Source organism: Tsuneonella sp. HG249 (assembly GCF_053819205.1).
Window position 1 is genome coordinate 1,658,220 of the sequence record NZ_JBSOQY010000001.1, and the last position, 19,874, is coordinate 1,678,093.

Sequence of the window (19,874 nt, forward strand, 5' to 3'; positions counted from 1 at the left end):
GGGTTCTGCTGTGCAACGTCTCCCCATATCCGCGGCTCTCGCCGTCCTCGCTGCGTTGATCCCCGCTCAAGCGCAGGCTCAGGTGCAAGCCGCCAAGGCCTGCCTGACCGAACGGGAAGTGGCGCAGATGGCGGTCTATGCCGTCCCTGCCGTGGTCGAAGGGGTGCGTGGCAAATGCGCCTCGAAGCTCTCAGCGAACGGTTTCCTCGCCACCAAGGGCAACGCCTTTGTGGCCAAGTACGCCGCCTTGCAAAGCGAGGCCTGGCCCGTTGCCAAGTCGGCGCTCCTCAAGTTTATCGGCGCGCCGAAGCCGGGAACGTCGAAGGCGAACGACCCAATCGCTTTCTTCGCTACCCTGCCCGACAACTCGGTTCGGCCGCTGGTCGACGCGATGATCGCGCAGAAGATCGGCGAAACGGTAAAGCCGGAGCATTGCGGCAACGTGGAACGCGGCATGCAATTGGCTTCGGTCATGAACCCGCGCGACAGCGGCGCGCTGATCGCGTTCGTGATGGCGATGACCAAGCCCAAGGGTCCTCAGATTTGCCAGGCCTGACGTGAGCAACCTGCTCCCCGCCGAGATTGTCGACCTCGCCCGCAGGGTGGTAGAGGAGAACGTCAAGTGCGGGCGACGCATTTCGCTGGCGGAAAGCTGCACCGGCGGCCTTGTCGCGGCCGCGCTGACAGAGATTCCGGGTTCCTCGGCCGTACTCGATCGCGGCTTCGTGACATATTCAAACGAGGCCAAGCACCAGGAACTCGACGTCTCGAACGACATCATCGAAACCTTTGGCGCGGTCTCTATCGCGTGCGTGTGGGCCATGGCGCAGGGCGCGCTGCGGCATAGCGAGGCCGATGTCGCGGTAGCCATCAGCGGAGTGGCAGGTCCCGACGGGGGCACGGCGCTAAAGCCCGTCGGTACGGTCGTGTTCGCCCGCGCCCGCCGCGACGACGAAGGTGAGCCTGAAGGGGAAATGCGGCACTTCGACGGCGGTAGCCGCTCCGAAGTGCGCCGTCAGGCCACGCTGGCGGCGCTGGAACTGCTATTGCCGTAGAGCTGGTGCGCCCGCGCTTCGAACGCTGCAACCATGCGGCGGAACGCACGGTCGAAGTACTGACCCGCGAGCGCCTCGAACACCGAGTTGCGGAACGTGAAATCGACGCAGAAATCCACTTCGCAGCCCCCGTCCGTCCGGGGCCGGAAAAGCCAGCGGTTGTCGAGATCCTTCATCGGCCCATCGAGGTAAAAGACCTCGAGCCGTTGCGGCCGATCCTTCTCGACGCGGGATGTGAACTTCTCCCTCAAGTGCTTGAATCCGACCAGCATGTCGGCAACCAGTTCCGTCTCGCTGTCCGATCTGACGCGGGTGGCAATCACCCAGGGTAGGAATTCCTGGTATCGCCCTACATCGGCCACGAGGTCGAACATCTGTTCGACTGAGTAAGGCAGGGCCTGGACTTCGTGGATACCCGGCATCAGCTGGCCAGCCCGACTTTGCCTCCTGCGCCGGCCCGCAAGAGACGTTCCTCGCGTGCGGCTTTCATGGCTGCGAAGTCGTCGCCGGCATGATAGCTCGAACGCGTCAGCGGGCTCGCAGCCACCTGCAGGAAGCCCTTCGCTCGGGCGATCGAGCCATAAGCGGCAAATGCCTTGGGCGTGACGAACTCTTCGACTTTGGCGTGGCGCGGGGTGGGTTGGAGATACTGGCCCATCGTGATGAAGTCGACGTCGGCACTGCGCATGTCGTCCATCACTTGGTGGACCTCGAGCCTCGCTTCGCCCAAACCCATCATTATCCCGCTCTTGGTGAAGATCAGGGGGTCATGCGCCTTGACCTCTTCGAGCAATCGAAGGGAGGCGTAATAGCGCGCACCGGGCCGTATCGTGGGGTATAGCCGCGGGACGGTTTCGAGATTGTGGTTGTAAACGTCTGGGCCCGCTTCGCAGATCGCCTCGACCGCAGGCCGCATCTTGTTGCGGAAATCGGGTGTGAGGATCTCGATCGTCGTATTGGGTGTCTCCCGCCGGAGCGCCTCGACAACCTTGACGAACTGTCCGGCCCCGCCGTCCGCCAGATCGTCGCGGTCGACGCTCGTGACCACAATATGCTCGAGACCCAGTTTCGCCGCGGCGGCGGCCACGTGCGCCGGCTCGAGCGGGTCGACTGTGCGCGGCATGCCCGTCTTCACGTTGCAGAAAGCGCAGGCACGAGTGCACACGTCACCAAGGATCATCACCGTGGCGTGCTTCTTCGTCCAGCATTCGCCGATATTGGGGCAGGCAGCCTCTTCGCACACGGTGTTCAGCGAAAGATCGCGCATGAGTTGCCGCGTCTCGTGATAGCCCTTGCTGATCGGCGCCTTGACGCGAATCCAATCCGGCTTGCGCTGGCGTTCGGGGCGCGGGGCGGACGCGAGATCGTTCATGCGGCCGCACTTAGTGCCGGGGCTTGCCAGAGGCAATGCCGTCCGGCATCGGCGCCGCCATGACCGTGACGCCATCCCTCGAGCTCGCTGGCCTGATCGAAGGCTATCGCCGCTTCCGCGACCAGGCCTGGAACCCGCGCCGCGAGCGCTGGGCGGCTCTGCGCGAAGGCCAGGAACCGCGCATAATGGTGATCGCCTGCTCCGATAGCCGGGTGGACCCGGCCCAAATCTTTGACGTCGACCCGGGCGAGATCTTTGTGGTCCGCAATGTGGCCGCGATGGTTCCCCCGTTCGAAACCACGCCCGGCCATCACGGGGTGTCTGCCGCGCTCGAATTCGCCGTGCAGTTCCTCAAGGTTCGCGAAATCGTCGTCATGGGTCACGGCAGGTGCGGCGGCTGCAAGGCAGCCCTGACCCAGTCGATGCAAGGCGAGGAGCCGGGGCGCGGAGGGTTCATTGCCGACTGGATTGAGTTGCTGGACGACGCCCGGGAAGAAGTGGTCGCGATACACGGTAGCGAGGGTCACGAGGCGGAGCGTGCCATGGAACAGGCAGGCGTAAAAGTCAGTCTCGCAAACCTGCGCACATTTCCATGCGTCGCGGAACTCGAGCAGCGTGGTAAGCTGCGCCTGCGCGGCGCATTCTTCGCCATTTCCGACGGAGTGCTTCATCTGCTCGATGAAGACAGCGGCGAGTTTACGCCGGTTGCCTAACTCTGCCGGCCGGCCCATCTACGCGCCATGGAAAACAACAACGACAATCTGAAAAACATCGCGCTTCTGATCGACGCGGACAATATCCAGCCGGCCGCGATCGATCCTGTTCTGACGGTTATGGCGGAACTGGGCCAGGTCAATATCCGCCGCGCCTACGGAAATTTCGCCAAACAGGGTCTCGCCAAGTGGGACACCATCACCAACAAATTCGGCATTCGTCCGCAGCAGCAGTTCGACATTTCCAAGGGCAAGAACGCCACTGACATGGCGATGACGATCGACGCCATCGACCTGCTCTACCAAGGCAAGGTTGACGGGTTCGGGATCATGAGCAGCGACGGCGATTTCACCCCGCTCGTCACGCGGCTTCGTCAGGACGGCATCGTCGTCTACGGCTTCGGTAGCACCAAGACGCCGCAGGCGTTCAAGTCGGTCTGCACTCGTTTTATCGACGTCGACCAGCTGATCAAGACCTCGGCAAGCGAAGGTCAATCCACCCCGGATTCGGCCAAGTCTGTCGCTGACGATGACGAACTGCAGGACCTCATCGGGGCCGCTTACAAAGAAGCTAAGCGCGACGATGCCGGATACGCTCGCCTTCAGCAGGTAGGGCAAATCGCCGGCAACCGTTCAAGCTTCGATGTGCGCAATTACGGGTTCAAGAGCCTTACCGAGCTATTCAAATCGCTCGGTAACTTCAAGATCGAACGTCGCGAAGACGGGCAGCTCTGGGTCAAGCGCCTGCGCTGAGCGAAGGGCGCGAGCTCGCGCCCCTGCAACGCTTCTGCCAGCAAGCTACTAAGGAGTCTTGGCCGCCTGGGCGGCATAGATCGACCAGAGCTGCGCAATCGCCTGGCGCGCGCCTTCGACCTTTGCGAATGTCGCCTGGGCCTCGGCTGATTTGCCCTGATCCAATTGTGCAATACCGAGGCGGGTCATCACCCGCGGCGCATCCACTCCGGGGCGCGACAAAGCCAGTTTGTAGAACTCCTCGGCCTTGGCTGCCTGGTTGTAGCTGAGGAACGCATCGCCCGCCGCCATCGCGGTCGCTGCGGTGGAAACACCCGCGCGCGCGTCACGCTCGAGACCCGGCAGGTCCGCCGTGTCCGCAGCGATCCGACCCGTGGCAATTCCGCGCGCTTCCTTGACGAACACGTCGCTGGCCTGAAGCTTGCCGGCAGCGATACCCGCGTCGATGATCCGCTGGGTCTCACCCGGTAGACGGCGAGCGTCAGATGCCGTGATGTAGTCGACGTAGTCACGTTCGTTGCGGAGCGCGTTGGCGCGGGCCCCGAGACGCATCAGGTCGAGCAGTTCCTGGCCTTCGAAGCCCAGCAGATTGCGCTGGATCGCAATGGCATCGCCCCAGCTCGTCTGCGACGGATGGTACTGCGCGTACATGCCCGCATATTTCAGCGACTGGGCATCGAGCTTAGCTTTATACGATTGCGAGATGGCGCGCTTGAGCCAGTCTTCGGGAACGGGCTGGCCAGCCGCGACTTTGCGGGCGATCGCCTTGTCGATCGCTTCGGTCCCTTGGTTCATCTGCCCCTCGGCGAAGAACGATTCCGCGATAAGCAGCTCGGCATCGCCGGCGTACCCGGCGGCGATCGCCTGCTCGGCGCGAGTGCGAGCGACATTCCAGTCCTTGGCGTTATAGGCCAATTGGGCGGCGGCATAGGCGTTGGGTCCCATGTCGGCCGGCGGCGTCTTGCCGCTGTCGAGCATGAGATCGAGGCCTTGGCGCTGCAAAGCGACGTCCTTGGTCTTAGCGCCAATGTTGAAGACTACCCTGCCCGTCGCGAACTTCTCGTCCCCGCTCTGCGACGCGGCGATCAGCGCAGGCAGCTGGGTTTTGGCGGCAACGAGGTCGCCATTGCTATTGAGCAGCTTTGCAAGCGGATCGTAGACGCCGACGAATGCCTTAGAGTAATCAGGCTTAGGAGCGGGCTGCTCCTTCTTCTTTTGGGCGTAGGCGGGGGCCGGGACGGCGGTCACAGCAGCGGCGCCCGCGGCGAGCGCAATGGCGAATCCGACCCGCGAGGCGGCAGCGTGGAACTTGGGCATCGAATGTTCTCCCGTGAGTGGAACCGGCCGATTGCGGAGGGCCGCTGCCAAACAACGCCCGCCTACTGGCGCTTCATGCTGGACAATGCAAATCGGAGTAGCGCCGGCACCGTGAACCCGCTTTGAACGCGTGCCTCGTGAGCCCGTCGGCGCTTGCTGAAGCAAGGCGGCATTCTTATGTGGAAAAGGGCCAGCTTGGCCGCGCCCAGCCCTTCTATGAACTGGCGGTGCGCCCGCCCTTCCCCTAGGCCATTTGCAGCCCGCCGCGCCTTCGCGCGCCCAACGTGAACGGCAGTAACTTGAGCGACGACATCGATACCCTGACCCCGCCCGCTTCGCCGGAAGAATATGCCCGCGTCGACATCGTCGACGAGATGAAAACGAGCTACCTCGATTATGCGATGAGCGTGATCGTCGCTCGCGCGTTGCCCGACGTGCGCGATGGACTGAAGCCGGTACACCGGCGCATCCTGTTCGCCAGCAACGAAGGCGGCTTCGTGGCGGGCCGGCCCTATCGCAAGAGCGCCAAGATCGTGGGCGACGTGATGGGCAACTACCACCCGCACGGTGACAGCGCGATCTACGACGCGCTCGCGCGCATGGTGCAGCCGTGGTCGCTCAGGGTGCCGCTAATCGATGGTCAGGGCAATTTTGGCTCGATGGACCCCGATCCTCCGGCGAGCATGCGTTACACCGAGGCCCGACTGGCGCGGGTAGCGAACTCGCTACTCGACGATCTCGACAAGGACACGGTCGATTTCGCGGACAATTACGACGGTTCCCGCAAGGAGCCTACGGTCCTTCCGGCGCGCTTCCCCAACCTGCTGGTCAACGGCGCTGGCGGTATCGCGGTCGGCATGGCGACCAACATCCCGCCGCATAACCTGGGCGAGGTCATCGACGGATGCCTGGCGCTGATCGACGATCCGTTCCTGTCGCCCGAAGCGCTGATGGAGATCATTCCGGGACCGGACTTCCCCACCGCACCGCTGATCCTCGGGCAAGCCGGCGCTCGCGCCGCGTACATGACCGGTCGCGGCTCGATCCTCATGCGGGCGCGGCACGAGATTGAACGCGGTCGAGGGGATCGCGAGTCGATCGTGTTCACGTCCATCCCGTACCAGGTGGGTAAGGCGGGGCTGGTCGAGAAGATTGCCGATGCCGCGAAGGAAAAGCGGATTGAGGGCATTTCCGACATCCGCGACGAGTCTAACCGTCAGGGCGTGCGCGTAGTCATCGATCTCAAGCGCGATGCGACGGCAGAAGTCGTGCTCAACCAGATCTGGCGGCACACCCCGGCGCAGGCGAGTTTCCCCGCCAACATGCTGGCAATCCGCGGCGGCCGCCCGGAGACGCTGGGTCTTAAAGACATCCTCCAGGCGTTCATCTCTTTCCGCGAGGAAGTGATCACCCGGCGGACCAAGTACGAACTGCTCAAAGCACGCGAGCGCGCGCACATTTTGCTAGGTCTGGTGGTCGCGGTCTCCAATCTCGACGAGGTCGTGGCAATGATCCGCGGCTCGCGGAACCCGGCGGAGGCGCGCGGCAAATTGCTCGCGAAGGAATGGCCGATCGGCGACATCGCGCAGTACATCGCGCTCGTCGAAGCCATCGAGCCGGACGTCGCTCAATCGGGCGGATCCTATCGCTTGAGCGAGCGCCAGGTGCGCGCGATCCTCGAATTGCGCCTGCACCGCCTCACAGCACTCGGCCGCGACGAAATCGGCGGTGAACTGGAAGAGCTTTCGCGCGACATCGCCGAATATCTCTCGATCCTCGGCGATCGCGCCAAGCTGTATGACGTCATGCGCGGCGAACTGACCGAGATCCGCGACCTGTATGCCACGCCCCGCGTCAGCGAGATCGCGCCGGCGTGGGACGGGCTGGAAGACGAAGACCTGATCGAGCGCGACGAGATGGTCGTGACCGTCACGCTCGACGGCTACATCAAGCGCACGCCGCTCTCGACCTTCCGCGCCCAGAACCGGGGCGGCAAGGGCCGGGCGGGGATGGCAACGAAGGAAGAAGATGCGGTGTCGAACATGTTCGTCACCAGCACCCACAATCCGGTGCTGTTCTTCTCCACCGCCGGCAAGGTCTACCGCTTGAAGGTTTGGCGCTTGCCCGAAGGCGGAGCAAACACGCGCGGCCGGCCGGTCATCAATCTGCTGCCGGCTCTCGACGACGGCGAGACCATCGCGGCTGTCCTTCCCCTGCCAGAAGATGAAGACACGTGGGGCGCGCTCAATGTCGTATTCGCCACGGCCAAGGGGCGTGCGCGACGCAATTCGATGGATGCGTTCGCCAACATTCCCCGGCAGGGCAAGTTCGCCATGCGCTTCGACGAGGGCAGCGACGACAGGTTGATCGGCGTTGCGCTGCTGGCGGAAGGTGACGACGTCCTGCTCGCAAGTCGTCAGGGTAAGGCTATCCGCTTCGCTGCCGACGATATCCGCGAATTCCAAAGCCGCACCTCCACCGGCGTCAGAGCAATGACACTGAAACCGGACGATGAAGTGGTTTCGCTCTCAATCCTACACCGCGTCGGGGTACGGGATCAGGAGGAGCGCGACGAGTACCTGCGTTACGCTCCTTGGAAGCCCGAGAAGGACGGTGAGATGGCCGACCAGACGCGGTTTGCCGAGCTTGCGGAGAAGGAGCAGTTCATCCTGACCGTTTGCGCCAACGGCTACGGCAAGATGAGCTCGGCTTACGAATATCGCCGTACCGGCCGCGGCGGCCAGGGCATCACCAATATCGACAACATCGGCCGCAACGGGCCGGTGGTCGCGAGCTTCACCGCGACGCAGTCTCACCAGCTGATGCTTGTGACTGACCAGGCAAAGCTGATCCGCATCGGGCTCCAATCACTGCGGGTGATCGGACGCTCCAGCGCCGGTGTGCGGCTGTTCAACGTCGCCGAGAACGAGCACGTGGTTTCCGCCGTCCGTCTCGATGAGGACGAGGAGCCCGAGAACGCCGCGGAAGAAGCGATCGCTGAGGAACTGGTGGCGCGTACAGCTGACGGTACGGCGCCCTACACTACACCCCAAAGCGACGCCGACATCGGCGAAGAGCAGGACGAATAGTCTTGCGGGTCGATCCCTCTGGGGAGGCGTGCGGCGCCACCGTCTCGGGGATCGACCTGTCCGGTCATCTGGAACCACGACTGGTGGCGCAAATCCGCGCGGCCTGGCTCGAACACCGTGTGCTCGCGTTTCGCGATCAGTCGATGGACGACGACGCACTCGAGCGCTTCACGATCGCGATGGGCGGCTTCGGGGAGGACCCGTTCTTCGCCCCGATCCACGGGCGTGCGCACATCGCAGCAATTCGCCGGGAAGCCGCGGAGACCACCCCGCTTTTCGCTGAGAACTGGCACAGCGACTGGTCGTTCCTGTCGCGTCCGCCTGCCGCGACTTGCCTGCTTGCGATCGACATTCCGCCGAATGGCGGAGACACGCTGTTCGCGGATCAGCATATTGCGTGGGAGGCTCTGCCGGAGCCCCGCAAACGGGATCTGGACGGGCTGACAGCGGTCCACAGCGCGCGATACGCATACGCACCCCAGGGCACCTACGGCGAGAAGGATCAAGGGCGCTCGATGGACATCCGCCCCAGCGACGCAGCGATGGCCACGCAATGCCATCCGCTTATTGCCACCCACCCCGAAACCGGTCGCCGCGGATTCTTCAGCACCTTCGGCTACATCATCGGGATCGAGGGCATGCCCGAAACCGAGGCGCTATCGCTCCTCCGCGAGCTCTATGAATGGCAGACGCGCGACGAATTCGTCCACCGCCTCCGCTGGGAGCCCGGAATGCTCGTAATATGGGACAACCGCGCGGTGCTTCACCGGGCGACCGGGGGCTACGAGGGCCATAGACGCGAACTGCACCGCACGACGATCGCCGCTCCCGCCTAGGCCGCGTGATCGCGCCGCAGCGTCCGCATTACGCCCGTGACGATCAGGAACTGGCCAGCATAATATAGCGGCCACACGAACCACTCCGTGTCGTCCTCAGTCAGCACCGACCCTATACGTGCGAAGATGAGCAGGTCGCTGGCGACGAACAACAGCGCGCCTATCCCCACATTGTACCGGCTGAACCGGCTGAGCCAAGCGGTCGCTGCCATTGCTGCCAATGCCAGCGAATAAGCTACAATGAGCAGGTCTTCTGTCAGCACCCAGGCGATGACTGGCACTCCCAGCAGCAGCGCGATCGCTGCCGCTTTCTGCGTCGAGGTGGGCTTGGACCAGCGGTTGCGGAGGTAGAGCGCAATCGCGACGAGATGCGACAGGAGGAAGAACACGCCGCCAGCGACGGTGCTCAGCTCGATCGCCACGTCGCCCATTGCCCCAACGGTCATCACCGCGGCGATCATGCGGGCGTCTCGAAGCTTGCTGCGCGCGAACGCATACGCTGCAAGCGCCGCTACCGAGCCGCCCTTTAAGATAATAAGAAACAGTTCGCCGAGCGCACCGCCGGACAGCGTCCAGAAGGCTAGCGCCATCGCTATACCGACAACCAGCCACGGACGATGAGCGATCAGAGCGCGCCTAGGCATGTTCCCCTCCCCAAAGGGCGCAGTGCCCTTGAACAAGCACCCTTGCAAGTTCTAGGCGGCCGCGATGACGCATGATGTACACGTAATCGGAGGCGGACTCGCGGGCAGCGAAGCGGCCTGGCAGCTTGCTCGCCGAGGCGTCCGAGTGCGACTGAGTGAGATGCGCGGCGGCGGCGATACGACGCTCGCGCATCAAGGCAACGGGCTCGCGGAGCTGGTTTGCTCCAATAGCTTCCGATCGGACGACGACGAGAAAAACGCGGTCGGATTGCTGCATCATGAGATGCGGCAGTTGGACAGTCTGGTCATGCGCGCGGGGGAAAAGGCACGCGTTCCGGCGGGTTCCGCGATGGCGGTCGACCGGGACGTCTTTTCCGCAACGGTCGAGAGCGAATTGTCGGCACTTTCCAACCTGGAAATCATTCGCGAGCGGGTCGACGAACTGCCTGCTTCGGGCCTGACCATAGTCGCCACCGGACCGCTAACCGCCGCGTCGCTAGCCAACAGCGTTGCCCGAGCCACCGGGCAGGACAGCCTGGCCTTTTTCGATGCCATTGCGCCGATCATCCATCGCGAAACGGTCGACATGAGCGTGTGCTGGATGGCGGCGCGATGGGACAAGGGGGGCAAGGACTACATCAACTGCCCGCTTGACCGCGACCAATACGAAGCGTTCGTCCAAGGCCTGCTGGACGGCGAGAAGACCGAATTCCGCGAGTGGGAGGCAAGCACTCCTTACTTCGAAGGCTGCATGCCGATCGAGGTCATGGCGGCCCGCGGCCCCGAGACGCTTCGTTTCGGCCCGATGAAACCGGTCGGCCTCGATAACCCCCACTGGGCAACCCCGGAGCATCCGAAGGGGCGCTGGCCCTACGCGGTCGTCCAGCTTCGGCAGGATAACAAGCTCGGCACCCTTTGGAACATGGTCGGCTTTCAGACCAAGCTGAAGCACGCCGAACAAGTCAGGCTGTTCCGCACGATCCCGGGCCTTGAGAACGCGGAGTTCGCCCGCTTAGGTGGCCTGCACCGCAACACCTTTCTCAACTCGCCCATGGTGCTCGACCGGGAGTTGCGGCTCAAAGGAGCTGAGCAGATTCGCTTCGCCGGCCAAATCACCGGGTGCGAGGGGTATGTCGAGAGCGCGGCGGTCGGGCTGATGGCAGGGATGATGGCAGCAAGAGAGCTGTCCGGGGAAAGGTGGCAAGCGCCGCCGCGCACGAGCGCGCTCGGAGCCCTGCTGGCGCACATCACCGGTGACGCTGAGGCGGAGACGTATCAGCCGATGAACATCAACTTCGGGCTTTTCCCGCCATTGCCCAAGGTAAGGAAGAAGGCGCGCAAGGAAGCCTACACCGAACGGGCAAAGGCCGATCTCGCCGAGTGGATCGGAGCTTCCGCAGCTGTGCCCGTCTAGCAGCGACAGGCCGGCTTGCGCTTGGCCGGCCTGGGGGCGGTCTTGATGAATTCAGCCAGGTCGAGCTCGCGGTCGCGATTGGAATCAGCGCCGTCGAAGCGCTGCGCGGTCGCCACCGCCCATTCCTCGAAGTCGAGCAGGTTGTTTCCGTCCTTGTCGAGCTTGCGGAATCCGTCGCTGCGGGTCGACAGCATTTCGTTGCGGGTGATCCGACGGTCGCGGTTGCGGTCGTAACGGAAGAAGCGCTGTTCCTCCCGCGTCAGTTCGGTTGCCTCTGGCGGGGCCGGGCCGCGCAAGTCGGTCACATCTGCGCTAGGCAGAACATCGGGCTCCGGCCGACCTGGCTGAGCAAGCGGCGGCGGCGCGCCCTGCTCGACCTCGGCCCTGCCCTGCCACCAGAACATGCCGATGGCCGCCAGCATCAACGCCAGCACCGCGCCCAAAACCAATTTGTTCATCTCTAGCCTCGGATTCCCTGGAGGTTATCGACCTAGCATGCCGAGACGCATGGCCAAGAGCGCCGCGGCCCGACCGGTCAGTATTGGCTCATTGCGGACAAGCGCTCGGTGAGCCAAGCCATCGAGCACAGCAATCCCTCGCAGCGTCCGCGGAAGCGTCACAGGCGAAGGCAGCGCTCGGCCCAGGACAACTGCCGCTTGCCGTTCCTCGACGTCGAGCGATCTAAAGGAAAGATCGGCTAGCGCCCAGCGGCGGCCCGCGACTTGCGCTGCACCGGCTGTGCCCTGGGCCGCCCCCTTGGCAAAAGCCTCGAGGGCGTTTCCGCGACCCGCCGCAAAGCGCTGTATCGCGCTTTCGAGCAATGGCGCGTCACCGAGTAGTTCCTCCCAGCCATCTACCAACTGTAGGAGCCCCGTGCTGCTCTCGCCCCAGTGCCGACCGAGCATCGCCAGCACCGGCTCGCCATTCGGCCATGACTTTGGGTCCTCGGCCAGCCTCTCGCGCCACCAAGCCAGCCGCATTTGCGCAAGCAGCGGCTCGCGGGCCCGGCGGATCGTCCGGGCCAACATGGCATCGAATTCTAACAGGGAACGCAAGGCATCACGCGATCCCGTCGGTTGCCATGCCAGCGCCAAGCCCACGGCAGGATCCAGATCGGAAGTTTTATTCACAATTCGCGATCCTCGCGCCGGGAAATCTTGTCAATCGCGCCCATTCGTGCGGCAACTTCCTATTAACCACGTCGTTTGGCGAACCGCTTACCCAGAGCGCGCTATGCGCCAAGCAAGACCGGCAGAAACGTCAGACGAGGACCGCCCAAATGACGGCATTCAAGCGACTAATGCAGCGCATGCGCAGCTGCCGGAGCGGTAACGCGATGTTGATCGTGGCGGCTGGCATGCCCGCGCTCATCGGCGGAGCTGGCTTCGCTGTCGATGTGACCCAGTGGTATATGTGGAAGGGAGAACTTCAGTTCGCGGTCGATCAGGCGGCGCTGGCAGGCGCTTACGCCCGAACGAGCGACGAAACCGAAGCGACGTATGAGACGCGGGCCCAGCAAGAATTCAGTATAAACCTCGACAGGACGCGTAACCTCAGCGAAGCAACCGATCCGGTCGCCATCGTTGCCCTGGAAGACTGGGGTACGGGCGAGGACAACAGCGTTGTCGTGACGGCAAGTGTCACTCACAGCCTGCCATTCTCCAGTTTCCTGACAGGCGAAGCAGCGACCATACAAGTCAGCGCCCAAGCGGCCTTCGAGGAAGGCGAGAACTTCACCAGCTGCCTCTATGCCGTCGACGAAGATGCCGAAGGGGCCGTCACCATCGGGGGCAGCGCTGAATTCATCGCGGGTTGCGGCATCGCCGCGCTGTCGGATGATCCGGAGGCCATCAAGGTGAATGGTAGCCCCACGATCGAGGCCGGCTGGTTGTTGGCCCGCGGCGGCATCGACGACTGGTTCGACGCGAACACCGACGATGTTGTGCGCGAGAATATGGATGGCCTCTATGACCCGTTCGGGTGCGACGAGGACGGTCTTGGCGCCTGTCTGACCCCGCCTACTAACGACACCCCGCGCGAGTACTCGTGTCCGAAGTCAAAGGACGCGACGAGCGCATATATGGCAGACTCCGTAACAACGCGAACAGAGATCAGCTACAAGTATTACAAGAAGAGCGGAAATAACTATACCTTGCAAGTCGGATATAGCGGCACAGGCTATAAGCAAAATAGCGACCAGACGACGACGGCAACAAATGTTACGCTCACCGCACTTCCCGCTTCAACCGTTGTCGTGACTGGACCTAGTGCTGGAAATTATGACGTTGTCGCCGGTTCTGGCAACAACCGCATTTATGAGCAGGCGACCACAAAGGTAACCACTACTTACGTTAACGCGCGCCTCGTGGAAGATGCGGCGGTATCGGGGACCGCCGTCCTTCAACCCGGGACTTATGCCGACCTGACGCTGAAGTGCGACACGGTCTTCACGGGTGGCATCTACGTTATCGACGGCGGCATGCTGGAAATTCATGCCCAGCACGACGTGACAGGTGCAGGCGTGATGTTCGTCCTGAAGAACGGCGCGGGCATTGTGATCAACGGTGGGGCCAACGTAAACCTGACGGCCATGACCGTTCCGCAACTCGAAGCGGCCGGCATGTCGAACGTACAGGCGCAGAAGCTTGCCGGTATGCTGATCTTCGAGGATCCGGATTCCGAAGGTAACTCAGGGAACAAGCTGAACGGCAACTCCTCGACCATCCTCAATGGGACCGTATACCTTCCAGTGAGCAATCTCGATATCCGCGGCTCTGCAGGCGTGACCGCGCAATGCCTCATGCTGGTGGCGTCGACCATCACGTTGAGCGGCAACGTCGAAATGACCAGCTTCTGCCCGGCGGATGTCGAGGAAGACACGCTGGTGTCCTCGACGAAAGATCGCGTGAGGCTGGTCTCGTGAAATTGTCTGCCAGACCCTGGCGCCGCCTTGGCAAAGAAGAGCACGGCTCGGTGCTGATCGAAACCGCATTCGTCGCCCCTGTCCTGGTCATCATGTGCTTGGGCGGTTTTGAGGTCGGATCGATCGTCGCCAAGCAGAACCGCCTGCAGGCGGCCGCCGAGCTCGCGACCGAGATTGTCTTAGTGTCAGAGCCCGACACCCCCGACGAGGGTTCCGACATCGAAGAGGAGCTTCAGGCTTCCCTGCCGGCCTCGGCTGCCGTCGATGTTACATTCAAATATCGTTGCGGCACCGCCGCCATGGCGGATGCCGCCGGCACCTGCGACGAAGACTTGCTCTCTACCTATATCCACATCGCGGTGACCGATACCTACACTCCGACCTGGACAGAGTTCGGCTTCGGCCAGACCATCGAATACGATGTCCAGCGCACGGTACAGGTCTCGTGATGACGATCACCCGACGCCTACTTGCCGACCAGCGTGCTGCGACCGCGGTCGAGTTCGGAATTGTCGCCCCGGTGTTGCTGGTGATGTTGCTTGGCGTGTTCCAGATCGGAATCTGGATGCAGTCTTATAACGCGATGCGTAGCGCGATCGCCGAGACGGCGCGGAATGTATCGGTCGAATATCAGACCGATAATCTGCTGACCGACGATCAGATCGAGGATTTCGGACTCGGTGTCGCGACGACGCTGCCGTATATGCTGGAAGCCGACAAGACCTTGGTGGAGGTGAACCCCGGGGGCGCTCCTGCGCAGACGATTGCCGGCACACGCAAGCTGAACCTGACCATCACGCACCAGATGCCTTCGTTTTTGGAGTTCGCCGGTATTACTGGTCCTCAGCTAACTTACTCCCGCGCCGTATTCGTCGAGGCGATCTAACCCAGCAATCGCCCGGATCGTTAGACGCGATAGCAAACCTTCTTCGCGGCCTCGACGATCCGCGTCGCATCGATCAGCGCCAACTTCTCTAGATTCGCCGCATAAGGCAACGGAACGTCCTCATCGCACACGCGGAGTACCGGCGCGTCCAGATGATCGAAACCATCCTCCATGCAGATCGCCATAACTTCGGAGGCGATCGAGCAGGTTGGCCAGCCCTCTTCGGCAATGATCAGCCGGTTGGTCTTGGCAAGGCTTGCCAGCACCGTCCGCTTGTCGAGGGGGCGTAGGGTGCGCAGGTCGACGACTTCCGCTTCAATGCCCTCGCCCGCTAGCGTCTCGGCCGCCTCCAGGGCGAGGCCCACGCCGATCGAATAGCTGACGATCGTCACGTCTTTGCCCTCGCGTACGATACGCGCCTTGCCGATCGGCAGAACATGGTCGTCGAGGTCGGGGATGTCGAAGCTGCGTCCGTAAACGAGCTCATTCTCGAGGAAGACTACCGGATCCTCGCTGCGGATGGCGGCCTTGAGAAGGCCTTTCGCGTCCGCTGCATCATAGGGGGCGATCACGATCAGCCCCGGGACGCTGGCATACCACGGGCCATAGTTCTGGCTGTGCTGAGCGCCCACCCGGCTCGCCGCCGCGTTAGGGCCACGGAACACGACCGGGCAGCGCATCTGGCCGCCTGACATGTAGTTGGTCTTCGCGGCGGAGTTGATGATGTGGTCGATTGCTTGCATCGCGAAATTGAACGTCATGAACTCGACGATCGGGCGCAGGCCGCCCATTGCCGCACCCGTGCCGATGCCGGCGAAGCCGTATTCGGTTATCGGCGTATCGATCACTCGCTTGGGTCCGAATTCGTCGAGCAGCCCTTGGGTGATCTTATACGCGCCCTGATACTGCGCGACCTCCTCGCCCATCACGAACACGCGATCGTCGCGCCGCATTTCCTCCGCCATCGCGTCGCGCAATGCTTCCCGAACCGTCACGGTCTTCATCGCAATGCCTGCCGGCACTTGCGGATCGCGCGCGGGCGCGACATCGCTGGCAAGTTGCGCGGCGCCCCCTTCGGCTTTCGCAGGCGCCGGAGCTTCGGACTCGGTAGCCTTCTGTAAGACCGCAGGAGCTTCCGACGGCGAAGGCGACGCCTCCCCGCCCTCGCCCGCCATCGTGGCTATGACCTCGCCGACTTTCACGTTCTCGGTGCCTTCCGGGACCAGGATCTTGCCGATCGTTCCTTCGTCGACCGCCTCGAATTCCATGGTCGCCTTATCGGTCTCGATTTCCGCCAGCACATCGCCGGCGCGCACTTCGTCGCCTTCCTTGACCAGCCATTTGGCGAGGGTTCCCTCTTCCATCGTCGGTGAAAGGGCGGGCATCTTCAGTTCGAGTCCCATCAATAGGCCTCCACCAGCACATCGGTGTAGAGATCGGCAGCGGCCGGCTCAGGTGAACTTTCCGCAAAGTCGGCGCTCTCCGAGACTGCGGCACGGATGCGCTTGTCGATATCCTTCAACTGGTCCTCGCTGCGGCCACGCTCGAGCAATTCCTTCCTCGCCCGCTCGATAGGGTCGTTATGCTCCCGTTGGTCCTGTACTTCTTCGCGCGTGCGATACTTGGCCGGATCCGACATTGAGTGTCCGCGGTAGCGATAGGTGTTGAGCTCCATCAGAACCGGCCCGTTGCCATCGCGCACGTGCTTGAAAGCGACTTCAGCGGCCTGGCGAACGGCGAGCACGTCCATGCCATTGACGTCCATGCCCGGGATGCGGAATGCGGTCCCGCGGCGGTAGAACTCCGTCTCCGCGCTCGATCGCACCGTGCTGGTGCCCATTGCATACCCATTGTTTTCGATCGCGAACACGATCGGCAGCTTCCACAGCGCCGCCATGTTGAACGTCTCGTATACCTGACCCTGGTTCGCCGCGCCGTCGCCGAAATAGGCAAGGCACAGCCCACCGTCGCCGCGATACTGATGAGCCAGAGCGAGGCCCCCGCCCAGAGCTACCTGCGCGCCGACGATGCCATGGCCTCCGTAAAACCGGTGTTCGGTCGAGAACATGTGCATCGAGCCGCCCTTGCCCTTGCTGATCCCCGCCTCGCGCCCGGTCAACTCAGCCATTATGACCTTCGGGTCGATGCCATAGGCGAGCATGTGACCGTGATCGCGATAGCCGGTGATGACGCTATCGAGACCCTCGGTCAGCGCCGATTGCAACCCGACCGCGACGGCTTCCTGTCCAATATACAGATGACAGAAACCGCCGATGAGCCCCAGCCCGTAGAGCTGGCCCGCGCGTTCCTCGAACCGCCGGATGAGCAGCATCTGCTCATAGAAGCTGATAAGTTCCTCGTCCGTCGCGTTGTATCGAGGCGACTTTGCGTGCTCCTCCTGGAGCGAGTGAAGCACGAAGTCGGTCGCGCTCTGCGCTGTCGACTTGGCGGGCCCTTTGCCCTTGCTGGCTTGTCTGGCCAAATTCATGTCCTCGATTGCTGTCTGCCGGGGAGGTGGCGAGGCACCGAAGCCTATGGCGCAACCCCTTGCCCCACGCAATGCGGGGCTGAAGCGAAATTCCGCTAGGGAATCTTGTGTTGGCTAGTCAGCCTGCGGCTTGAGCAAGATGACGACTTCGTCCGGATGCACGACATTGAGGTCGCGCCGAATGAGCTCACCCACCAGGTCGGGATCGGCATGATTGGGGTTGAGCGCATCGACCTGCATCTTGAGTTCATTGCGCTCGTGAGTCAGCTTCGCGATCTGCGCCTGACGCTGATCCAGCAGACGAAGATTGTCACCCCAGGCCAGCAGTCCACTGGGGCCGACGGTAGCCAAGGCGCCGAGTGCCAGCAGCACTAACAGGGCGGTGCCCTGTGTCATCCGCTCTTTCGGCGAAACGATGGTGTGCCCCTCGCGCGTCATAAATGAGACAGAATCACAGTTAACAGGGCGATTCAAGCGGTTTGTCGCTCCGGTTGCGATCCAACGTGAAGATTATCCACCACTTGCAGCACAGATGCCGCAAACGTGCCTGCGTTAATAGCTGCGCGGAAGACCCAGGACGTGCTCCGCGAGGTAACTGAGAATCAAATTGGTGCTGATCGGCGCCACCGTATAGAGACGCGCCTCGCGGAATTTGCGCTCGACGTCGTATTCCTCGGCAAACCCGAATCCACCGAACGTTTGCACACACATGTCCGCCGCCGCCCAGCTAGCCTCGCTCGCGAGCAGCTTGGCCATGTTGGCTTCCGCTCCGGGGTTGCCACCGGCATCGAACGCGTGCGCCGCGTGATGGACCATCAACTCGGCCGCGCGCATCTGGGCGTAACAGCGCGCGATAGGAAATTGTATTCCCTGGTTTTTCCCGATCGGGCGATCAAAGACCTGGCGATCCTTGGCGTAGTCAACCGCTTTGCCGATGAACCACTTTGCGTCGCCAACGCACTCGGCCGCAATGAGTATGCGCTCCGCATTCATTCCCGATAGGATGTAGCGGAAGCCGAGGCCCTCTTCGCCGATCAACGCGGTAGCGGGAATGCGCAGATCGTCGAAGAAGACCTCTGTGGTCGAGTGGTTCATCAACGTGCGTATGGGCTTGATCGTCAGCCCATTGCCGAGGGCCTCCCGCATGTCGACGAGGAAGATGGAAAGGCCCTCCGTCCGCTTGGCCGCTTCCTCGGGCGGCCTCGTGCGGGCAAGCAGGAGCATGAGATCGGAATGTTCGGCTCGGCTCGTCCAAATCTTCTGCCCGTTGACCACATAGGAGTCTCCGTCTCGAACCGCCCGGGTCTTGAGCGACAGGGTATCGGTACCGCTGGTTGGTTCGGACACTCCAAAGGCCTGAAGGCGCAACTCACCGCTGGCGATACCGGGCAGAAAGCGCGCCTTCTGCTCCTCGCTACCGTACCGTAGCAGCGTATTCATGATGTACATTTGCGCGTGCGCGCTTGCGCCGTTACAGCCGGCGGCCTGGATTTCCTCCATGATCGCCGCCGCCGCATCGAGCTTAAGGCCGCTACCGCCGAATTCTTCGGGGATAAGGGCGGCCAGGAACCCGGCACGCGTTAGGGCGTCCACGAACTCCCCCGGATATGCGCGATCGCGGTCCTTTGCGCGCCAATACTCCCCGGGAAACTCCTCACACAACGCCCGCACCGCACGCCGGATTTCTGCCAAATCTTCCCGCTCGACCATGACACATGCCTAGCGGGTGCGGTAACTCACGCAAGACCGCTGCCGATTGTCAGGCGACGGGGCTGCGGATAAGGCGCTGGCGGCGGCGCCCGTAGCTCAGCAGGATAGAGCACCAGATTCCTAATCTGGGGGCCACAGGTTCAAATCCTGTCGGGCGCACCACTTTATTGCTGCGCTGGTTCGACAACCGAGCGCCGGGTCGATGCCGGGCTAGTTGAGTTCGTCTGGCGGGGCGACGGGGAACGGCAGCGGCGCCACGGCTACACCCTCCTCTATCAACGCAATCGCTTCGTCGCGCGTGGCCTGCCCATGGATCGTCGCGTGATCCCGCTCACCATAATGCATGGCACGGCTCTCCTCTGCGAACTTGTCCCCGACCCAACTGCTGTGCCTGAGTGCGCGGGCCTGAGCCTCCGCGAGCGACTGCATCGCTTTCGCGACCTCGGGCGGCAGCTTGCCCGCGACTGGCAGCTTTCGCTCGGAGCTTGCAGGCCGCGAATTCCCCTTGGCGCAAACTGCGGGCGCCATGGGCGCCTTCTCAACGTCGCAGGACCCACAATGCGGGCAATCGACCAAGCCGCGCGCTTGTTGGTCGGCGAACGAGTCCGTAGACGCGAACCAGCCTTCAAAGCGGTGGCCGCCGGCGCACGCGAGGTCGAACACGATCATTCTGG

General features: G+C 62.8%; 21 protein-coding genes and 1 tRNA gene. 11 read left to right on the forward strand and 11 right to left on the reverse strand.

Annotated features, from left to right (window positions below):
• Window positions 1-10 precede the first annotated feature (10 nt).
• Together ACWPM1_RS08370 and ACWPM1_RS08375 are read left to right on the forward strand one after the other, a co-directional pair.
• The gene (locus tag ACWPM1_RS08370; RefSeq protein WP_455694379.1) at window positions 11-556 is read left to right on the forward strand and encodes a hypothetical protein; all 546 of its coding nucleotides are present in this window, start codon (window positions 11-13) and stop codon (window positions 554-556) included.
• Between the two features lies 1 nt (window position 557).
• Complete coding sequence (locus ACWPM1_RS08375; protein WP_455694380.1) at window positions 558-1,055, forward strand: CinA family protein; 498 nt, start codon at window positions 558-560, stop codon at window positions 1,053-1,055.
• Here the strand turns inward: ACWPM1_RS08375 and ACWPM1_RS08380 are convergent.
• Together ACWPM1_RS08380 and lipA are read right to left on the reverse strand one after the other, a co-directional pair.
• Window positions 1,016-1,477 carry a type II toxin-antitoxin system RatA family toxin gene (locus ACWPM1_RS08380; RefSeq protein WP_455694381.1) on the reverse strand — a complete coding sequence of 154 codons (462 nt, stop codon included), beginning with the start codon at window positions 1,475-1,477 and terminating at the stop codon, window positions 1,016-1,018. The genes ACWPM1_RS08375 and ACWPM1_RS08380 overlap by 40 nt on opposite strands.
• The gene (gene lipA, locus ACWPM1_RS08385; RefSeq protein ID WP_455694382.1) at window positions 1,477-2,427 is read right to left on the reverse strand and encodes a lipoyl synthase; all 951 of its coding nucleotides are present in this window, start codon (window positions 2,425-2,427) and stop codon (window positions 1,477-1,479) included. The genes ACWPM1_RS08380 and lipA overlap by 1 nt, the downstream gene beginning before the upstream one ends.
• A gap of 59 nt (window positions 2,428-2,486) precedes the next feature.
• Between lipA and ACWPM1_RS08390 the strand changes: the two genes are divergently transcribed.
• Both ACWPM1_RS08390 and ACWPM1_RS08395 read left to right on the forward strand, forming a co-directional pair.
• Window positions 2,487-3,140, forward strand: coding sequence for a carbonic anhydrase (locus tag ACWPM1_RS08390; RefSeq protein ID WP_455694383.1), 654 nt, complete (start codon window positions 2,487-2,489; stop codon window positions 3,138-3,140).
• Between the two features lie 27 nt (window positions 3,141-3,167).
• Window positions 3,168-3,893 carry an NYN domain-containing protein gene (locus ACWPM1_RS08395; RefSeq protein ID WP_455694384.1) on the forward strand — a complete coding sequence of 242 codons (726 nt, stop codon included), beginning with the start codon at window positions 3,168-3,170 and terminating at the stop codon, window positions 3,891-3,893.
• A 48-nt stretch (window positions 3,894-3,941) separates the two neighbouring features.
• On the opposite strand, the gene ACWPM1_RS08400 is transcribed toward ACWPM1_RS08395, so the two are convergent.
• Window positions 3,942-5,210 (reverse strand): hypothetical protein, encoded by a 1,269-nt coding sequence (locus ACWPM1_RS08400; protein ID WP_455694385.1) that lies wholly within the window; start codon window positions 5,208-5,210, stop codon window positions 3,942-3,944.
• A gap of 374 nt (window positions 5,211-5,584) precedes the next feature.
• Here ACWPM1_RS08400 and gyrA point away from each other — a divergent pair, with 374 nt between their 5' ends.
• Together gyrA and ACWPM1_RS08410 are read left to right on the forward strand one after the other, a co-directional pair.
• A complete protein-coding gene (gene gyrA / locus ACWPM1_RS08405; protein WP_455695144.1) occupies window positions 5,585-8,299 on the forward strand; it encodes a DNA gyrase subunit A in 2,715 nt (904 codons plus the stop codon).
• Between the two features lie 2 nt (window positions 8,300-8,301).
• Complete coding sequence (locus tag ACWPM1_RS08410) at window positions 8,302-9,135, forward strand: TauD/TfdA dioxygenase family protein (protein ID WP_455694386.1); 834 nt, start codon at window positions 8,302-8,304, stop codon at window positions 9,133-9,135.
• Here ACWPM1_RS08410 and ACWPM1_RS08415 read toward each other — a convergent pair.
• On the reverse strand, window positions 9,132-9,779 hold the full coding sequence (locus ACWPM1_RS08415; RefSeq protein WP_455694387.1) for a lysoplasmalogenase family protein: 648 nt from the start codon (window positions 9,777-9,779) through the stop codon (window positions 9,132-9,134). The two genes, ACWPM1_RS08410 and ACWPM1_RS08415, sit on opposite strands and share 4 nt — an antisense overlap.
• 64 nt (window positions 9,780-9,843) lie before the next feature.
• Here ACWPM1_RS08415 and trmFO point away from each other — a divergent pair, with 64 nt between their 5' ends.
• On the forward strand, window positions 9,844-11,193 hold the full coding sequence (trmFO, locus tag ACWPM1_RS08420; protein WP_455694388.1) for a methylenetetrahydrofolate--tRNA-(uracil(54)-C(5))-methyltransferase (FADH(2)-oxidizing) TrmFO: 1,350 nt from the start codon (window positions 9,844-9,846) through the stop codon (window positions 11,191-11,193).
• Here the strand turns inward: trmFO and ACWPM1_RS08425 are convergent.
• The gene (locus ACWPM1_RS08425) at window positions 11,190-11,651 is read right to left on the reverse strand and encodes a hypothetical protein (RefSeq protein WP_455694389.1); all 462 of its coding nucleotides are present in this window, start codon (window positions 11,649-11,651) and stop codon (window positions 11,190-11,192) included. The two genes, trmFO and ACWPM1_RS08425, sit on opposite strands and share 4 nt — an antisense overlap.
• Before the next feature lie 24 nt (window positions 11,652-11,675).
• The gene (locus ACWPM1_RS08430; protein WP_455694390.1) at window positions 11,676-12,221 is read right to left on the reverse strand and encodes a hypothetical protein; all 546 of its coding nucleotides are present in this window, start codon (window positions 12,219-12,221) and stop codon (window positions 11,676-11,678) included.
• Between the two features lie 251 nt (window positions 12,222-12,472).
• On the opposite strand from ACWPM1_RS08430, the gene ACWPM1_RS08435 reads away from it, so the two are divergent.
• The 3 genes from ACWPM1_RS08435 to ACWPM1_RS08445 are packed head-to-tail and all read left to right on the forward strand — an operon-like array spanning window position 12,473 to window position 15,002.
• Window positions 12,473-14,116 carry a TadE/TadG family type IV pilus assembly protein gene (locus ACWPM1_RS08435; RefSeq protein ID WP_455694391.1) on the forward strand — a complete coding sequence of 548 codons (1,644 nt, stop codon included), beginning with the start codon at window positions 12,473-12,475 and terminating at the stop codon, window positions 14,114-14,116.
• On the forward strand, window positions 14,113-14,565 hold the full coding sequence (locus ACWPM1_RS08440) for a TadE/TadG family type IV pilus assembly protein (protein WP_455694392.1): 453 nt from the start codon (window positions 14,113-14,115) through the stop codon (window positions 14,563-14,565). The genes ACWPM1_RS08435 and ACWPM1_RS08440 overlap by 4 nt, the downstream gene beginning before the upstream one ends.
• Complete coding sequence (locus ACWPM1_RS08445; protein WP_455694393.1) at window positions 14,565-15,002, forward strand: TadE/TadG family type IV pilus assembly protein; 438 nt, start codon at window positions 14,565-14,567, stop codon at window positions 15,000-15,002. Before ACWPM1_RS08440 ends, ACWPM1_RS08445 begins: the two co-directional genes overlap by 1 nt.
• Window positions 15,003-15,022: 20 nt before the next feature.
• On the opposite strand, the gene ACWPM1_RS08450 is transcribed toward ACWPM1_RS08445, so the two are convergent.
• The 4 genes from ACWPM1_RS08450 to ACWPM1_RS08465 all read right to left on the reverse strand — a co-directional run bounded on the left by ACWPM1_RS08450 (window position 15,023) and on the right by ACWPM1_RS08465 (window position 19,200).
• Complete coding sequence (locus ACWPM1_RS08450) at window positions 15,023-16,405, reverse strand: pyruvate dehydrogenase complex E1 component subunit beta (protein ID WP_455694394.1); 1,383 nt, start codon at window positions 16,403-16,405, stop codon at window positions 15,023-15,025.
• Complete coding sequence (gene pdhA / locus ACWPM1_RS08455) at window positions 16,405-17,490, reverse strand: pyruvate dehydrogenase (acetyl-transferring) E1 component subunit alpha (RefSeq protein WP_455694395.1); 1,086 nt, start codon at window positions 17,488-17,490, stop codon at window positions 16,405-16,407. Before pdhA ends, ACWPM1_RS08450 begins: the two co-directional genes overlap by 1 nt.
• Before the next feature lie 114 nt (window positions 17,491-17,604).
• Window positions 17,605-17,928, reverse strand: coding sequence for an FtsB family cell division protein (locus ACWPM1_RS08460; protein ID WP_455694396.1), 324 nt, complete (start codon window positions 17,926-17,928; stop codon window positions 17,605-17,607).
• 114 nt (window positions 17,929-18,042) lie between these two features.
• The gene (locus tag ACWPM1_RS08465; RefSeq protein ID WP_455694397.1) at window positions 18,043-19,200 is read right to left on the reverse strand and encodes an acyl-CoA dehydrogenase family protein; all 1,158 of its coding nucleotides are present in this window, start codon (window positions 19,198-19,200) and stop codon (window positions 18,043-18,045) included.
• An 85-nt stretch (window positions 19,201-19,285) separates the two neighbouring features.
• On the opposite strand from ACWPM1_RS08465, the gene ACWPM1_RS08470 reads away from it, so the two are divergent.
• Window positions 19,286-19,362 (forward strand) — tRNA-Arg (locus tag ACWPM1_RS08470).
• A gap of 48 nt (window positions 19,363-19,410) precedes the next feature.
• Here ACWPM1_RS08470 and ACWPM1_RS08475 read toward each other — a convergent pair.
• Window positions 19,411-19,869, reverse strand: coding sequence for a DUF1178 family protein (locus ACWPM1_RS08475; protein WP_455694398.1), 459 nt, complete (start codon window positions 19,867-19,869; stop codon window positions 19,411-19,413).
• Window positions 19,870-19,874 lie beyond the last annotated feature (5 nt).

Bases quoted from the DNA above. Each gene is read 5' to 3' on its own strand.
- ACWPM1_RS08380 (WP_455694381.1), bottom strand. From the start codon at position 1,477: ATGCCGGGTATCCACGAAGTCCAGGCCCTGCCTTACTCAGTCGAACAG.
- lipA (WP_455694382.1), bottom strand. From the start codon at position 2,427: ATGAACGATCTCGCGTCCGCCCCGCGCCCCGAACGCCAGCGCAAGCCG.
- ACWPM1_RS08390 (WP_455694383.1), top strand. From the start codon at position 2,487: ATGACCGTGACGCCATCCCTCGAGCTCGCTGGCCTGATCGAAGGCTAT.
- ACWPM1_RS08395 (WP_455694384.1), top strand. From the start codon at position 3,168: ATGGAAAACAACAACGACAATCTGAAAAACATCGCGCTTCTGATCGAC.
- ACWPM1_RS08400 (WP_455694385.1), bottom strand. From the start codon at position 5,210: ATGCCCAAGTTCCACGCTGCCGCCTCGCGGGTCGGATTCGCCATTGCG.
- gyrA (WP_455695144.1), top strand. From the start codon at position 5,585: ATGAAAACGAGCTACCTCGATTATGCGATGAGCGTGATCGTCGCTCGC.
- ACWPM1_RS08415 (WP_455694387.1), bottom strand. From the start codon at position 9,779: ATGCCTAGGCGCGCTCTGATCGCTCATCGTCCGTGGCTGGTTGTCGGT.
- trmFO (WP_455694388.1), top strand. From the start codon at position 9,844: ATGACGCATGATGTACACGTAATCGGAGGCGGACTCGCGGGCAGCGAA.
- ACWPM1_RS08425 (WP_455694389.1), bottom strand. From the start codon at position 11,651: ATGAACAAATTGGTTTTGGGCGCGGTGCTGGCGTTGATGCTGGCGGCC.
- ACWPM1_RS08430 (WP_455694390.1), bottom strand. From the start codon at position 12,221: ATGTTGGCCCGGACGATCCGCCGGGCCCGCGAGCCGCTGCTTGCGCAA.
- ACWPM1_RS08435 (WP_455694391.1), top strand. From the start codon at position 12,473: ATGACGGCATTCAAGCGACTAATGCAGCGCATGCGCAGCTGCCGGAGC.
- ACWPM1_RS08445 (WP_455694393.1), top strand. From the start codon at position 14,565: ATGACGATCACCCGACGCCTACTTGCCGACCAGCGTGCTGCGACCGCG.
- ACWPM1_RS08450 (WP_455694394.1), bottom strand. From the start codon at position 16,405: ATGGGACTCGAACTGAAGATGCCCGCCCTTTCACCGACGATGGAAGAG.
- pdhA (WP_455694395.1), bottom strand. From the start codon at position 17,490: ATGAATTTGGCCAGACAAGCCAGCAAGGGCAAAGGGCCCGCCAAGTCG.
- ACWPM1_RS08460 (WP_455694396.1), bottom strand. From the start codon at position 17,928: ATGACGCGCGAGGGGCACACCATCGTTTCGCCGAAAGAGCGGATGACA.
- ACWPM1_RS08465 (WP_455694397.1), bottom strand. From the start codon at position 19,200: ATGGTCGAGCGGGAAGATTTGGCAGAAATCCGGCGTGCGGTGCGGGCG.
- ACWPM1_RS08475 (WP_455694398.1), bottom strand. From the start codon at position 19,869: ATGATCGTGTTCGACCTCGCGTGCGCCGGCGGCCACCGCTTTGAAGGC.